At 73.7% G+C, this 14,381-nt stretch carries 12 protein-coding genes and 1 pseudogene; 7 read left to right on the top strand and 6 right to left on the bottom strand.

Annotated features, from left to right (window positions below; all coding sequences use genetic code 11):
- Nucleotides 1–113: 113 nt before the first annotated feature.
- The 3 genes and pseudogenes from QCD66_RS05595 to QCD66_RS05585 all read right to left on the bottom strand — a co-directional run.
- Nucleotides 114–716 (bottom strand): annotated as a pseudogene (locus QCD66_RS05595) (expansin EXLX1 family cellulose-binding protein); the annotation flags it as partial.
- 169 nt (nt 717–885) lie between these two features.
- Complete coding sequence (locus QCD66_RS05590; protein ID WP_375735289.1) at nt 886–1,707, bottom strand: MOSC domain-containing protein; 822 nt, start codon at nt 1,705–1,707, stop codon at nt 886–888.
- A 45-nt stretch (nt 1,708–1,752) separates the two neighbouring features.
- Nucleotides 1,753–2,586: a class I SAM-dependent methyltransferase gene (locus tag QCD66_RS05585; protein ID WP_375735290.1), complete on the bottom strand. Its 834-nt coding sequence runs from the start codon at nt 2,584–2,586 to the stop codon at nt 1,753–1,755.
- A 68-nt stretch (nt 2,587–2,654) separates the two neighbouring features.
- Between QCD66_RS05585 and QCD66_RS05580 the strand changes: the two genes are divergently transcribed.
- From QCD66_RS05580 to hutH, 6 genes are read left to right on the top strand one after another with little or no spacing between them, the layout of a single operon-like run.
- Nucleotides 2,655–3,515 (top strand): MurR/RpiR family transcriptional regulator, encoded by an 861-nt coding sequence (locus tag QCD66_RS05580; protein ID WP_364217940.1) that lies wholly within the window; start codon nt 2,655–2,657, stop codon nt 3,513–3,515.
- Between the two features lie 55 nt (nt 3,516–3,570).
- Entirely contained in the window at nt 3,571–5,220 is a 1,650-nt protein-coding gene (hutU, locus tag QCD66_RS05575) for a urocanate hydratase (RefSeq protein ID WP_375735291.1), read from the top strand.
- Nucleotides 5,217–6,407, top strand: coding sequence for an allantoate amidohydrolase (locus tag QCD66_RS05570; RefSeq protein WP_375735292.1), 1,191 nt, complete (start codon nt 5,217–5,219; stop codon nt 6,405–6,407). Before hutU ends, QCD66_RS05570 begins: the two co-directional genes overlap by 4 nt.
- Nucleotides 6,404–7,741: a formimidoylglutamate deiminase gene (locus QCD66_RS05565; protein WP_407567235.1), complete on the top strand. Its 1,338-nt coding sequence runs from the start codon at nt 6,404–6,406 to the stop codon at nt 7,739–7,741. The genes QCD66_RS05570 and QCD66_RS05565 overlap by 4 nt, the downstream gene beginning before the upstream one ends.
- A complete protein-coding gene (gene hutI / locus QCD66_RS05560; protein ID WP_375737290.1) occupies nt 7,738–8,907 on the top strand; it encodes an imidazolonepropionase in 1,170 nt (389 codons plus the stop codon). The genes QCD66_RS05565 and hutI overlap by 4 nt, the downstream gene beginning before the upstream one ends.
- Nucleotides 8,895–10,433, top strand: a complete 1,539-nt coding sequence (gene hutH / locus QCD66_RS05555) for a histidine ammonia-lyase (protein ID WP_364217932.1) — start codon at nt 8,895–8,897, stop codon at nt 10,431–10,433. Before hutI ends, hutH begins: the two co-directional genes overlap by 13 nt.
- An 835-nt stretch (nt 10,434–11,268) precedes the next feature.
- Here hutH and rdgB read toward each other — a convergent pair.
- Genes rdgB through QCD66_RS05540 form a run of 3 tightly spaced genes read right to left on the bottom strand, consistent with a single transcriptional unit; the run spans nt 11,269 to nt 13,398 of the window.
- Entirely contained in the window at nt 11,269–11,883 is a 615-nt protein-coding gene (gene rdgB, locus QCD66_RS05550; RefSeq protein ID WP_375733264.1) for an RdgB/HAM1 family non-canonical purine NTP pyrophosphatase, read from the bottom strand.
- Nucleotides 11,880–12,608 (bottom strand): ribonuclease PH, encoded by a 729-nt coding sequence (rph, locus tag QCD66_RS05545; RefSeq protein WP_364217928.1) that lies wholly within the window; start codon nt 12,606–12,608, stop codon nt 11,880–11,882. Before rph ends, rdgB begins: the two co-directional genes overlap by 4 nt.
- Before the next feature lie 43 nt (nt 12,609–12,651).
- Entirely contained in the window at nt 12,652–13,398 is a 747-nt protein-coding gene (locus QCD66_RS05540) for an MBL fold metallo-hydrolase (protein ID WP_364217926.1), read from the bottom strand.
- 276 nt (nt 13,399–13,674) lie between these two features.
- Here QCD66_RS05540 and QCD66_RS05535 point away from each other — a divergent pair, with 276 nt between their 5' ends.
- Nucleotides 13,675–14,307 carry a hypothetical protein gene (locus QCD66_RS05535; protein ID WP_375733263.1) on the top strand — a complete coding sequence of 211 codons (633 nt, stop codon included), beginning with the start codon at nt 13,675–13,677 and terminating at the stop codon, nt 14,305–14,307.
- Nucleotides 14,308–14,381: the final 74 nt, after the last annotated feature.

Here is a 14,381-nt window from a genome sequence, read left to right as displayed (position 1 = left end):
GGCTCGACCGTCGGGGAGGGCTCGACCGTCGGGGAGGGCTCGGCGGTGGGGGTCGGCGGACGCGACGGGCTGGCGGCGGTGGCGCGGGCCGGTGCGCCGTACATGGAGATGTTGGTCTGCTGGGTCTGTTCGGGCGCCATCCGGATTCCTTCGGCGACCGCCTGCCGGCCCCGGTCGTCGGTGACGCGGATCGTGTACGGGCCGGGGCCGAGCCCGCCCTCGATGATCCAGTAGTTGTAGTCGTGCCGTACGGCGGATTTCCAGCCGCCGCCGGGTGGTCTGGCCTCGACCTTGTTCAGCGGGTTGCCGTGGTTGGTGACGAGTACGGCGAACCACCACTGGGAGGCGCCGTCCTTGATGCGGAAGGCGAGCGGGCCGGGCAGGGCCGGGTCGACGACGCGCCGGTAGGTGACCGGAACCACTCCCTGGACCGGGTCGGCGATCTTCGCGAATGCCTGGCGGGAGAGGTCGATGTGGCCGGGCGGGCATTCCGGGCACTGGTCCATGACCATGACGCGGACCTTGCCCTTGGGGCCGGTCACGTCGAGGTAGCTGCCGCAGGCGGCCGCGTCGTCGTATTCGGTGGGGCCGAGGGCGACGTACATGCGGTTGGCGGGCGGGCCGACGTGGGAGCAGTTGCCACCGCCGCCGTTCGAGTCGTAGAAGGTGGCCTTTCCGTTTTGGGCGGTGGTCGGTACGGCGCACGCGGCCGGCACCCCGGTCTGCAGGAGGACGGCGAGGCCGGCGACGGCGGCGACGACGGTCAGGCCCCCGGCGGCGAGCCAGCGGGCGTACGGCCGGCGGGGCACGCGGCGGTGGCCCCTTATGGTTCGCTCGCTCACGGCGGCTGATGCTGCCCGAGTCGGGGCCGGCACCGCAAGCGGGTCAGATCACCTCGACGGGGTCGCCGACGGTGACCGGTCCGGTGTCGTCGGGGATGAGGTTGACGCCGAAGAGCAGTTCCTGGTCGTGGTTGCGGTGCCGGGCGAGCAGCCGCAGCGGCTGCCGGCCCTTTTCGCCGGTCTCCTGGTCGATGGTGGTGACGAGGCAGCGGGCGCAGGGTTTGACGGCGCGCATGACGACGTTTCCGAACCGGAGGCGGCGGCCGATCCAGTCGTCTTCGGCCCAGGGTTCGGCGTCGCCGACGACGAGGTTGGCGCGGAAGCGGTTCATCGGTATCGGTGCTTCGACGTCGCCGGCTTCGAGCAGCAGGCTGTTGAGGGCGTCGAGGGAGGCGCTGTTGGTGACCAGCATCGGGTAGCGGTCGGCGAAGCTGACTCGGTCTTCGGGGCGGCTGAGTTCGGTGCCGATGGGTTGGTCGGCGGGGTTGGCGAGCCAGACGAGGCGTACCTTGCGGTCGAGCAGGGTGCTGAGCCAGTCGTCGGCGGCCGTGCCGGCGGGTGTGGCGGCGACCGGGGTGCGGTTGACGAAGATCTGTACGTCGAGCGCGTCGCCGGTCGGCGCCGGTTCGGGTACGTCGAGCGCGGGCCGCCCGGTGGCGTGCAGGGTGAGTCCGCCGCCGGGGCGTGGTGCGGGCCGGACGTGGACGAGTGCGGCGGTGTCGCGTTGGGTGACGCCGGTGCCGTGCTCGTCGACGATGAGCCAGCGGCGGTCGCCGGCGAGGCCCCACGGCTCGACGCGGACGGTGTCGTGGTCGAGCCGGTGGCAGCCCTTGACGGGGTGGGTGTGCAGGGACGCGAGCCGCATCCGGCCAGCCTGCCACAGGGCGGGCGGCGGGCTGCGGGGCCGGGTCTACCAGGCGATTCCGATGCCGTCGCCGGGGAACCAGTGCCGGGCCGGGTTCTCCCGGTAGGCGAGGAAGCGGCGGCCGGTGCGTTCGGCGTGTTCGGCGAGGACGTTGGTGACGGTGACGTTGTCGGTGAGCAGCCGGGCGCCGGGGGCGAGTCTGGGTTCGACGGCTTCGAATTCGCGGCGTTCGTGGGCGACGCTGTGGTCGCTGTCGTGCAGGAAGAGGTCGACGGGGCGGTCGAGGGCGCCGATGCTGGCGATGGAGTCGCCGATGACGAGGTCGACGACGTCGGACCAGGGGCGGGCCTGGGCGAGGTAGCCGGCTTCGGGGTTGATGTCGAGCGAGGTGACCCGGCCGGGGTGGCCTTCGGCGGTGTTGCGTAGGAGGGCGGCGGCGAGCACGCAGGTGCCGAGCCCCTTGTCGACGCCGGTTTCGACGATGTGGGCGGGTCGGGTGGCGCGGACGATGGCGTACCAGCCGATGCGGCGGGCGTAGCGGACGTGGCGGTCGGCGAGGCCGCGCCGGGCGGAGGTGGCGGTGGTTTGTTCGATGTGCCGGCGCAGGGCGTCGTCGGTTTCGATCTCGGCGAGGTAGGTCCGGACCTGGGCGACGGGTAGGTCGCAGGTGACGCTGACGAACCAGGCGAGGTGTTCGCGGCTGAGCGGGGTCAGGTCGTAGGTGTAGTTGTGGTGTTCGCGGGAGGTGAACAGCCAGCGGGCGGAGACGCCGAGGACGCGGGCGTCGTGGCGGGCCACCCGGAGGAGCCGCTTGGGGAACGCGGCGACGGGTGCGAGCGGGGTGCGCGCGATGCGGCGCCGGAGGTTTGTACCGGTCACGCCCGAATATCTATCACAGTCCATGACAACCGTTGCGCTCTGAATATTTTCATGCATATCCTCGCCCCATGAATCGGAAGAGCCCCGAGGGACCCACCGCCGACCGGGTGCTCGACCTGTTCCAGGGGGTCCGGCTGACCCCGACCCAGCGCCGGATCGCGCACAGCCTGGTGCGGCACACCGCGTCGGCGGCGTACCTGTCGGCGGCCGAGGTCGCCGAACTGGCCGGGGTGAGCCAGCCGTCGGTGACCCGGTTCGCGATGGCGCTCGGCTACGACGGCTACCCGGCACTGCGCCGCCGGCTGCGGGAGTTCGCCGGTGCCGGGAACGGGACGGCCGCCGGCCCGGCGACCGGCAACGAGTTGCAGCGGGCGGTGCACGACGAGGTCGACAACCTGCACCGGCTCGCCGGACAGCTCGGTGACCGCGACCCGCTGACCGTCGCCGGGTCGCTGCTGGCGGCCAGCCGGCCGCTGCCGGTGCTCGGCCTGCGGTCGGCGGCGCCACTGGCCGCGTACTTCGCCTATTTCGCCGCGAAGGTGCTGCCGGACGTACGAGTCTTGGACTCCGGGGGGAGCCTGCTCGCCGACCGGCTCGACCAGGCCCGGGCCGCCGGGGCGACCGCGCTGCTGGCGATGGTGATGCCCCGCTACCCGCGGGAGGCGGTCGAGGCGGTACGCGAGGCGCGGGCCGCCGGGCTGTCGGTGGTGGCGATCACCGACTCGGCGGTCAGCCCGGTCGCCGAGCACGCCGACGTGGTGCTGCCGGCGGCGGTCGGCACGCAGCTCGTCTTCGACCTGCACACCGCGCCGATGACGATGGCGATGGTGCTGTTGCAGGCGATCTGCGACGTGGCGCCGGCCGACGCGCAGCGTCGCCTGGAGCAGTTCGAGCAGTCGGCGGCCAGCCGCAACGTGTTCGTGGCCTGAGCACGCCTGAGAACGCCCGAGCACGCCTGAGAAACGCCCCGAAGGAGGCAGACCGATGGACGGACCGGTTCGCGCGGCGCGCGGGGTGACCCGTACCGCGAAGGGGTGGCCGCAGGAGGCCGCGCTGCGGATGCTGATGAACAACCTGGACCCGGACGTGGCCGAGCGCCCCGACGACCTGGTGGTGTACGGCGGGACGGGCCGGGCGGCCCGGGACTGGCCGTCCTACCGGGCGCTGGTGCGGACGCTGACCGAGCTGGACGACGACGAGACGATGCTGGTGCAGTCGGGCCGGCCGGTCGGGGTGTTCCGCACCCACGAGTGGGCGCCGCGGGTGCTGCTGGCGAACTCGAACCTGGTCGGTGACTGGTCGACGTGGCCGGAGTTCCGCCGGCTGGAGAACCTGGGCCTGACCATGTACGGCCAGATGACCGCCGGCTCGTGGATCTACATCGGGACGCAGGGCATCCTCCAGGGCACGTACGAGACGTTCGCGGCGGTGGCGGCGAAACGGTTCGGCGGCACGCTGGCCGGCACGCTGACGCTGACCGGCGGCTGCGGCGGGATGGGTGGCGCGCAGCCCCTCGCGGTGACGATGAACGGCGGGGCGTGCCTGGTCGTCGACGTCGACCGGGCCCGGCTGGACCGCCGGGTGGCGACCCGCTACCTGGACGTGGTCGCCGCCGACCTGGACGAGGCGGTGGCGCTGGCCACGGCCGCCCGCACCGGGCGGCGGGCGCTGTCGGTCGGGGTGGTCGGCAACGCGGCGACGGTCTTCCCCGAGTTGCTGCGCCGCGGCGTCGAGATCGACGTGGTGACCGACCAGACCAGTGCCCACGACCCGCTGTCGTACGTGCCGGAGGGGGTCGAGCCGGACCAGGCCGGCGACTACGCGCGGGCGAAGCCGGAGGAGTTCACCGCCCGGGCGCGGGCGTCGATGGCGAAGCACGTCGAGGCGATGGTCGGCTTCCTCGACGCGGGTGCCGAGGTGTTCGACTACGGCAACTCGATCCGGGGCGAGGCGCAGCTGCACGGCTACGAGCGGGCGTTCGACTTCCCGGGGTTCGTGCCGGCGTACATCCGGCCGTTGTTCTGCGAGGGCAAGGGGCCGTTCCGGTGGGCGGCGCTGTCCGGTGACCCGGCCGACATCGCGGCCACCGACCGGGCGGTGCTGGACCTGTTCCCGGAGAACGAGGCGCTGGCCCGGTGGATCCGGCTGGCCGGGGAACGGGTCGCGTTCCAGGGGCTGCCGGCCCGGATCTGCTGGCTCGGGTACGGCGAACGGGACAGGGCCGGGGTGCGGTTCAACGAGATGGTGGCCTCCGGTGAGCTGTCGGCCCCGGTGGTGATCGGCCGCGACCACCTGGACTGCGGCAGTGTCGCCAGCCCGTTCCGGGAGACCGAGGGGATGCGCGACGGCTCGGACGCGATCGCCGACTGGCCGCTGCTGAACGCCCTGGTGAATACGGCGAGCGGCGCCTCCTGGGTCTCCATCCACAATGGAGGCGGGGTGGGTATCGGGCGGTCGCTGCACGCCGGGCAGGTCTGCGTCGCCGACGGCACCGAACTGGCCGGGCGCAAGATCGAGCGGGTGCTGACCAACGACCCGGGGATGGGTGTGATCCGGCACGTCGACGCCGGCTACGAACTCGCCGCCGAGGTCGCCGACGAGCACGGCGTCCAGATCCCGATGGCCCGCCCGTGACCGGCTTCCGGGAGCTGTGGGACGAACTCGCCCCGGTGGGCCGGGACCCGGTCAGCGGCGGCTACCTGCGCTACGCGTTCACCGAGCCGGAGCGGTGGCTGCGGGACTGGTTCCGCCGGCAGGCCGCCGACCGCGACATGCCGGTCGAGGACGACGGCAACGGCAACCTCTTCGCCTGGTGGGGGCCGGCCGGCGCCGGTGACGCGGTGCTGACCGGCAGCCACTTCGACTCGGTGCCGCACGGCGGCGGCTACGACGGTCCACTGGGGATCGTCAGCGCGCTGCTGGCCGTCGACGCCCTGCGGGCACGCGGGGTCACCCCGACCCGGCCGGTCTGCGTGGCGGCGTTCGCCGAGGAGGAGGGCGCCCGGTTCGGGGTGCCGTGCCTGGGGTCGCGGCTGCTGACCGGGGCGATCGAGCCGGAGCGGGCGGCGGCGCTGACCGACCGGGACGGGATCACCTTCGGACAGGCGCTGGGCGGGCCACCGGCCGGCCCGGTGCCGGGGCTGCTGGGCCGGTTCGGCACGTTCGTCGAACTGCACGTCGAGCAGGGCCGGGCGCTGGTCGACGTGGACGCGCCGGTCGGGGTGGCCAGCGCGATCTGGCCGCACGGCCGGTGGCGGTTCGACTTCCACGGCGAGGCCAACCACGCCGGTACGACCCGGATGGCCGACCGCCGCGACCCGATGCTGACGTACGCGTTCACGGTGCTGGCGGCGAACAAGGAGGCCCGGCTGCGCGGCGCGCACGCCACGGTGGGCCGGGTCGCGGTCGAGCCGAACGCCACAAACGCGGTCCCGGCACTGGTCCGGGGCTGGCTGGACGCCCGGGCCGCCGATCCGGCCACACTGGACGGTCTGGTCGAGGCGGTACGGGGTAAGGCGGTCGAGCGCGCCGGCCGCGACGGCACCACGGTCGCGGTGACCCGGGAGTCGTTCACCGGTGTGGTCGACTTCGACGGGCCGCTCGCCGGACGGCTCGCCGAACTGCTCGGCGGGGCGCCGGTGCTGCCGACCGGGGCCGGCCACGACGCCGGGGTGCTGGCCGCGCACCTGCCGACCGCGATGCTGTTCGTCCGCAACCCGACCGGGGTGTCGCACTCACCGGCCGAGCACGCCACCGACGACGACTGCGTCGCCGGGGTGGCGGCGCTCGCCGACGTGATCGAGGAGCTGGCATGCCGGTGACCCGCTGGCACGCCGCGTACGCCTGGCTCGACGGGCGGACCGGGCCGGACCCGGACGTACTGATCGAGGTGACCGAGGGGCGGTTCACCGCGATCGACGCCGGCGTGCCGGCCCCGCCGGACGCGACCCGGCTGGCCGGACTGGTGCTACCCGGGCTCGCGAACACCCACTCGCACGCATTCCACCGGGCGCTGCGCGGCCGTACACACACCGGGGGCGGCACGTTCTGGACGTGGCGGGAGCGGATGTACGACGTCGCCACCCGGCTCGACCCGGACTCCTACCTGGCGCTGGCCCGGGCGACGTACGCGGAGATGGCGCTGGCCGGGATCACCTGTGTCGGCGAGTTCCACTACCTGCACCACGCCCCGGACGGGCGGCCGTACGCCGACCCGAACGCGATGGGTGCCGCGCTGGTCGAGGCGGCCGCGCAGGCCGGCGTACGGCTCACCCTGCTCGACACCTGCTACCTGACGGCGACCGTCGACGGAAAGCCGCTGGCCGGCCCGCAGCTGCGGTTCGGCGACGGCGACGCGGCCGGCTGGGCGGCCCGGGTGGACGCGTTCCGGCCGGCCGGCGACCACGCCCGGCTCGGCGCCGCGATCCACTCGGTGCGGGCGGTGCCGGCCGCGCAGCTCGGCGACGTCGCCGGCTGGGCGGCGGCGCACGACGCACCGCTGCACGCGCACCTGTCGGAGCAGCCGGCCGAGAACGAGGCGTGCCTGGCGTACCACGGCACCACGCCGACCGGGCTGCTCGCCGGCGCGGGCGCGCTCGGGCCGCGCACGACGGCGGTCCACGCCACCCACATCACCCGGGCGGACCTGACCACCCTCGGCGGATCCGGGACCGGGGTGTGCCTGTGCCCGACGACCGAACGCGACCTCGCCGACGGGATCGGGCCGGCGCGGGCGATAGCCGACGCCGGCAGCCCGCTCAGCCTCGGCAGCGACAGCCACGCCGTCATCGACCTGTTCGAGGAGGCGCGGGCGGTGGAGCTGGACGAGCGGCTGCGGACGCGCCGGCGCGGGCACTTCGGTGCCGGGGAGCTGCTGCGGGCCGCCGGCCCCGCCGGCCACCGGGCGCTCGGCTGGACCGACGCCGGCCGGATCGCGGTCGGCGCCCGCGCCGACCTGGTCGCCGTACGCCTCGACAGCGTGCGCACGGCCGGGGTGGAGCCGGTCGGGGCGCTGTTCGCGGCGACCGCCGCCGACGTCGACCTGGTGCTGGTCGACGGCGCGGTGGTGGTCCGCGACGGCCGGCACGTGCGCGTGGACGTACCGGCCGAACTGACCCGTTCGGTGGCGGTCTCCTACGGGGAGGATGTGGCGTGAACCTGCTGATCGACGACATCGGCGAACTGGTCACCAACGACCCGGCCCGCGAGGGCCTGCTCGGCATCGTCCACGACGCCGCCGTCCTGGTCGAGGACGGCCGGATCGCCTGGATCGGCCGGGCCGCCGACGCGCCCGCCGCCGACCGGCGGATCGACGCCGACGGCGCCGCGGTGCTGCCCGGCTTCGTCGACAGCCACGCCCACCTCGTCTTCGCCGGCGACCGGGCCGCCGAGTTCGCGGCCCGGATGACCGGCGAGCGCTACACCGGCGGCGGCATCCGCACCACCGTGTCCGCGACCCGCGCCGCCTCCGACGACGAACTGCGCGGCACCGTCCACCGCCTGCGCCGCGAGGCGCTGCGGCAGGGCACCACCACGATCGAGATCAAGAGCGGGTACGGCCTCAGTGTGCGTCACGAGGCCAGGTCCCTGCGGATCGCCCGCGAGGTCACCGACGAGACGACGTTCCTCGGCGCCCACGTGGTGCCGGCCGAGTACGCCGACCGCCCCGACGACTACGTCGGGCTGGTCTGCGGGCCGATGCTGCGGGCGGCGCTGCCGTACGCCCGCTGGATCGACGTGTTCTGCGAGCGGGGCGCGTTCGACGCCGACCACACCCGGGCGATCCTGACCGTCGGGCAGGCGGCCGGCCTCGGCGTACGGGTGCACGCCAACCAACTCGGCCCCGGACCCGGGGTGCAGCTGGCGGTCGAACTGGGGGCGGCCAGTGCCGACCACTGCACCCACCTGTCGGACGCCGACGTCGACGCGCTCGCCGGCTCGGAGACCGTGGCCACCCTGCTGCCGGGGGCGGAGTTCTCCACCCGGTCGCCGTACCCGGACGCCCGGCGGCTGCTCGACGCCGGGGTGACGGTGGCGCTGGCCACCGACTGCAACCCCGGATCGTCGTACACGTCGTCGATGCCGTTCTGCGTCGCGCTCGCCGTACGCGAGATGGGGATGAGCCCGGCGGAGGCGGTGTGGGCGGCGACGGCCGGCGGGGCGCGGGCGCTGCGCCGCACCGACGTCGGCGTGCTGCGCCCGGGGGCCCGGGCCGACCTGACGGTCCTCGACGCGCCGTCGCACCTGCACCTGGCCTACCGGCCGGGGGTTCCACTGATCAGCGAAGTCCTGCACAACGGAGTGCCGCAATGCCTGACGTAGTCGTCCAGCCGACCGGGGTCTCCCCCGCCGACGTGCTCGCCGTGGCGCGCGGCACGGCCCGGGTCACGCTCGCGCCATCCACCGTGGACGCGATGGCGACCAGTCGATCCATCGTGGACAAGATCGAGCGCGACGGCCGGCCGGTCTACGGCGTCTCCACCGGATTCGGGGCGCTGGCGAACACGTTCGTCGCGCCCGAACGGCGGGCCGAACTGCAACACGCGCTGATCCGCTCACACGCCGCCGGGATCGGCGCCCCGGTGTCGCGCGAGGTGGTCCGGGCGATGATCCTGCTCCGGGTCCGCTCGCTGGCGCTCGGCCGCTCCGGCGTACGGCCCCTCGTCGCGCAGGCCCTGGTCGACCTGCTCAACCACGACATCACCCCGTGGGTGCCGGAACACGGCTCACTCGGCGCGTCCGGCGACCTCGCCCCACTCGCCCACTGCGCGCTGGTGCTGCTCGGCGAGGGCTGGGTACTCGCCCCCGACGGGCAACGCATCGACGGCGGCGAGGCGCTACGCCGGGCCGGCCTCGCCCCGGTCGAACTGTCGGCCAAGGAAGGGCTGGCGCTGATCAACGGCACCGACGGCATGCTCGGCATGCTGCTGCTCGCCATCGACGACGCCGCCCACCTGTTCACCATGGCCGACGTCACCGCCGCCCTGTCGACCGAGGCGATGCTCGGCTCCGACCGGCCGTTCCTGCCCGAACTGCACGCCATCCGGCCGCATCCCGGCCAGGCGGTGTCGGCCGCCAACATCCACCGGCTGCTCCAGGGCTCGGCGATCATGGACTCGCACCGCGACGACCTGGCCCACGCGGTGCAGGACGCCTACTCGATCCGGTGCGCCCCCCAGGTCGCCGGCGCCGCCCGCGACACCCTCGCCTTCGTCGAGACGACCGCCGCCCGCGAACTCGTCAGCGTCGTCGACAACCCGGTCGTACTCCCCGACGGGCGGGTCCTGTCGACCGGCAACTTCCACGGCGCCCCACTCGGCTTCGCCGCCGACTTCCTCGCCATCGCCGCCGCCGAGGTCGGCGCCATCGCCGAACGCCGCGTCGACCGGCTGCTCGACGTGACCCGGTCGCGTGACCTGCCGGCGTTCCTCTCCCCCGACCCCGGCGTCAACTCCGGGCTGATGATCGCCCAGTACACCGCCGCCGGAATCGTCGCCGAGAACAGGCGGCTGGCCGGGCCGGCATCGGTCGACTCGGTGCCGACCAGCGGCATGCAGGAGGACCACGTCTCGATGGGCTGGGCCGCCTGCCGCAAACTGCGTACGGTGCTGGACAACCTGACCAGCCTGCTCGCGGTGGAACTGCTGGCCGGCGTACGCGGGTTGCAGTTGCGTGCGCCGCTGACCCCGTCCCCGGCCGGGCAGGCCGCGGTGGCGGCGGTCGCCGGCTACGCGGGCGAACCCGGCCCGGACATCTACCTAGCCCCGGTCCTGGAGCAGGCGAGAGCGACGGTGTCCGGCAGGACACTACGCACCACCATCGAATCGACGACCGGCCCCCTGCACTGAACGCCCCGCGCGGCGCCGCGCGTGCCGCCGCGCCGCGCGTGCCGCCGCGCCGCGCGTGCCGCCCCGCCGCGCGTGCCGCCCCGCCGCGCGTGCCGCCCCGCCGCGCGTGCCGCCCCGCCGCGCGTGCCGCCCCGCCGCGCGTGCCGCCCCGCCGCATGTGCCGCCCCGCCGCATGTGCCGCCCCGCCGCATGTGCCGCCCCGCCGCATGTGCCGCCCCGCCGCATGTGCCGCCCCGCCGCATGTGCCGCCGCGCGTGCGCCGCGTCGCGCGTGTCGCCGCGCTGCGCCGTGCGTGCGCCGCGTCGATCAAGGACTAACCGTGCCCGTTCTGCCCCGATTCCCGCCACGACAACTCCTTGATCGTCGCGAGGGTGGGCAGGGAGCGGGGCAGGGGCGGGGCGGCAGGCAGGGAGCGGGGCGGGGGCGGGGAGCGGGGCGGGGGCAGGAGCGGGGCAGGGCGGGGATGGGAGTTGAGGGTGATCGTCTGCTGTTCCGCCGGTGTCCGTGCGGCGTGTCGGCCGGCTGAGCAGCAGACGATCATCGGTCACCCGTTGGACGTGGCGCGTGGGCGCCGGATGTGCCGTGGCGCCTCACAGCGAATTCGGCGTATCCACAGCGAATTCGCTGTGGACCACAACAGCAGTGTCCGCACCGCAGCCTGAACCACCTCGGGCCGTGACGAGACCGGCAGGCCTCGATCGTCTGCGGTTCACGCGCTCGCCACGCCGAGCCCGCAACGCCTCAGCTGCAGACGATCAAGACCACAGTGCCCTACCTCGCCGGCTGGACAGGACGGGGCAGCCGGGCAGGGGCAGCGGGCCAGAACGGGACAGAGTCAGCCGGCCAGGGGGATTTTGGCGATCACCTTCGCCAGGGACCGGAACGCCTTGCCGCGGTGGCTGATCGCGTCCTTTTCAGTAGGCGACAGTTCGGCGTTCGTCCGGGTCTGCCCCTCGCCGAGGAAGATCGGGTCGTACCCGAACCCGCCGTCGCCGCGCGGCGCCCGCAGGATCCGGCCGGCCTGGCGTCCCTCGACCAGGTGTTCCTTGCCACCGGGAAGCACCAGCGCGGCGGCGCAGACGAACGCCCCGCCCCGGTGCTCGTCCGGCACGTCACCGATCTGGCCCAGCACCAGGTCGAGGTTGGCCTGGTCGTCGCCGTGCCGCCCGGACCAGCGGGCGCTGAAGACGCCCGGCATCCCGTTCAGCGCGTCGACGGCCAGCCCCGAGTCGTCGGCGACCGTCGGCAGCCCCGTGTTGCGGCATCCTTCCCGGGCCTTGAGCAGCGCGTTCTCGCCGAACGTCAGGCCGGATTCCGGGACCTCGTGATACTCCGGTACGTCGGACAGCCCGACCAGTTCGACGCGCTGCACACCCAGCGCCTCGTCGAGGATCCGCTGGAGTTCGACGAGCTTCTTGGCGTTACGGGTCGCCAACAGCAGTTTCGTCATTGGCCCAGCGCCTTCCGCTGCGCCTGCGCCAGCTCGGCACAGCCGGCCACCCCGAGATCGAGCAACGCGTCCAACTGGTCGCGGGCGAACACCCCGGACTCGCCGGTCCCCTGCACCTCGACGAAGTCACCCTCACCGGTGCAGACGACGTTCATGTCGACCTCGGCGGCGACATCCTCCAGATAGCACAGATCCAACCGCGGCTCGCCCTCGATGACGCCGACGCTGACCGCGGCCACCGACCGGTGCAGCACCTTCGCCGGCTTGCCGGCCAGCGCCTTGCGCTCGGCCAGCCAGTCGACCGCGTCGGACAGGGCCACGTACGCGCCGGTGATGGCCGCCGTACGGGTGCCGCCGTCGGCCTGGAGCACGTCACAGTCGAGCACGATCGAGTTCTCGCCGAGTGCCTTCAGGTCGATCGTCGCCCGCAGGCTGCGGCCGATCAGCCGGGAGATCTCGTGGGTGCGCCCGCCGACCCGGCCCTTCACGCTCTCCCGGTCCGACCGGGTCGTGGTCGCCCGGGGCAGCATCGAGTATTCGGCGGTCACCCAACCGAGCCCCGAACCCTTGCGCCAGCGGGGAACCCCCTCGGTGACACTCGCGGTGCACAACACCCGGGTGTCGCCGAACTCCACCAGCACCGAGCCCTCGGGGTGCATGCTCCACTGCCGGGTCAACGTCACCGGTCGGAGTTGGTCGGGCCGCCGCCCGTCAGGTCGCGCCATCCCGACACCCTATTGGTGGCCGGATCAAGCCTGCCGGCCGGGATCAGAGTTCGTAGCGGGCGCCCGGCCGGACGATTTCCAGCGGGCCGTCGAACGCCGACTCGGCCTCCTCCAGGGTGGTCGCCTCGCTGCCCCAGGCGGTCACCAGGTGGGTGAGCAGCAGTTTGCCCACCCCCGCCTTCGTCGCGATCTCGCCGGCCTCCCGGCCGGTCAGGTGCAGGTCGGGCGGATTCTCGACCTCGTCGAGATAGCTCGCCTCGCACAGGAACAGGTCGGCGCCGTGCGCCAGCCGGATCAGCGCGTCGCAGGGCGCGGTGTCCGACGAGTAGGTGATCACCCGGTTCTGCCACTCCAGGCGCACCCCGTACGTCTCCACGGGGTGGTTGACCCGGTCGACGGTCACCGTGAACGGGCCGATCGGGAAGCTGCCCGGCTGGAGCCCGTAGAAGGTGTAGACGTCGTCGACCGAGTCCGGCTCGTTGCTGTACGCAGCCGCGATCCGGTCCGGGGCGCCGGCCGGGGCGTACACCGGCAGCGGGGGCAGCGGCCCCTGCGGGGCGTACCGGCGGACCACGATGTAGGTGCACGCGTCGAGCATGTGGTCGCCGTGCAGGTGGGTGAGCAGGATCGCGTCGACGGCGTAGAGCCCCGCGTAGCGCTGCAACGCGGACAGCGAACCGGAGCCGAAGTCGATCAGGAGGCGGAAGCCGTCGGCCTCCACCAGGTAGGCCGAGCAGGCCGAGTCGGGTCCCGGGAAACTGCCGGCGCAGCCCAGGACGGTCAGCCGCATCCGACTGTCCCGGAGGGGTCGCCGGCCACCGACAGCCCGCCGACCGTTGTGCTGAAGATCCGTACTGGCGAGTCCGTCACGGCACGCAGCCTACGCGGTGACCAGCATGGCGACGAAAGGTCTGATCCAACTTGTCATCAAGGCGACACCACCGGAGGGTACGCCGCCTGCGGGTTGCAACCGGCCGCACCGTTACGCGCCGTCACACAGATCCGTTGCACAGCGTGAAGGTCCACGGGTACGCGTGGACCGCGACAGATCGCAGGACGGTGACACGTGGCCCCGCAAGCTGACAGCCCATCGCTCGGCACCGGCACACTGCCCGCCGAGGTGGACCCGGAGGCGGTTACCGAACCGATTCCCACGCCGGCGGTTCCGGTAGCGCAGCGCCACGATCCGGACCTGTCGACGGCGGCTCCGCCGGACGCCACCGAGCCGGTGGAAGCGGCGCCGGAAAGCGGGTCCGGCACCGAACCGACGCCGCGCCGGAGCGGGAACGAGGCGCCCGACCGACCGTTCTGGGTGCAGCGGGCGGCGAGCGACACCACCGTACGGCTCGGCTCCCGCGACGAGGTCTTCCTTCCCCGGCGCGGGCTGGCGAGCCTGTTCCGGCTGCCCGGTGCCGGGGACCCGGCACCCGACGGCCGGCGGATGGTCGGGCTGTGCGCCTGGGCGACCGCGCTGGGCCTGGTCGGCATGGCCGTGGCGCTGCGCGGCCTGTACGCCATCCTGTCCGGCACCGACCCGTTCTGGTACGAGCCGGCGCTGATCATCGGCGGCCTGGCGGGAATCGCGCTGACCGTCGGCGGCTTCCTGTCGATCCAGCGGCGCCGGCTGCCCTGGCTGATGCTGGGCGGCGCGACGGTGCCGCTGCTGCTGAACCTGGTCCTGACGATCGTCGCCCTCTGACGCCCCGGCGCCCGCCGGAGAGACGTACGCCGGCCGCGGATGCCGCGGCCGGCGTCGTCGGGGTACAGGTGTGA

The sequence above is a fragment of the Polymorphospora sp. A560 genome, assembly GCF_045781765.1.
Lineage (GTDB): Bacteria > Actinomycetota > Actinomycetes > Mycobacteriales > Micromonosporaceae > Polymorphospora > Polymorphospora lycopeni.
Note: the sequence above shows the minus strand (reverse complement) of the source record. Positions and strands in the feature narration are given on the sequence as shown.

Excerpts from the sequence above, each read along its gene's own strand:
- QCD66_RS05590 (WP_375735289.1), bottom strand. The coding sequence starts at position 1,707 with ATGCGGCTCGCGTCCCTGCACACCCACCCCGTCAAGGGCTGCCACCGG.
- QCD66_RS05580 (WP_364217940.1), top strand. The coding sequence starts at position 2,655 with ATGAATCGGAAGAGCCCCGAGGGACCCACCGCCGACCGGGTGCTCGAC.
- hutU (WP_375735291.1), top strand. The coding sequence starts at position 3,571 with ATGGACGGACCGGTTCGCGCGGCGCGCGGGGTGACCCGTACCGCGAAG.
- hutH (WP_364217932.1), top strand. The coding sequence starts at position 8,895 with ATGCCTGACGTAGTCGTCCAGCCGACCGGGGTCTCCCCCGCCGACGTG.
- rdgB (WP_375733264.1), bottom strand. The coding sequence starts at position 11,883 with ATGACGAAACTGCTGTTGGCGACCCGTAACGCCAAGAAGCTCGTCGAA.
- rph (WP_364217928.1), bottom strand. The coding sequence starts at position 12,608 with ATGGCGCGACCTGACGGGCGGCGGCCCGACCAACTCCGACCGGTGACG.
- QCD66_RS05540 (WP_364217926.1), bottom strand. The coding sequence starts at position 13,398 with ATGCGGCTGACCGTCCTGGGCTGCGCCGGCAGTTTCCCGGGACCCGAC.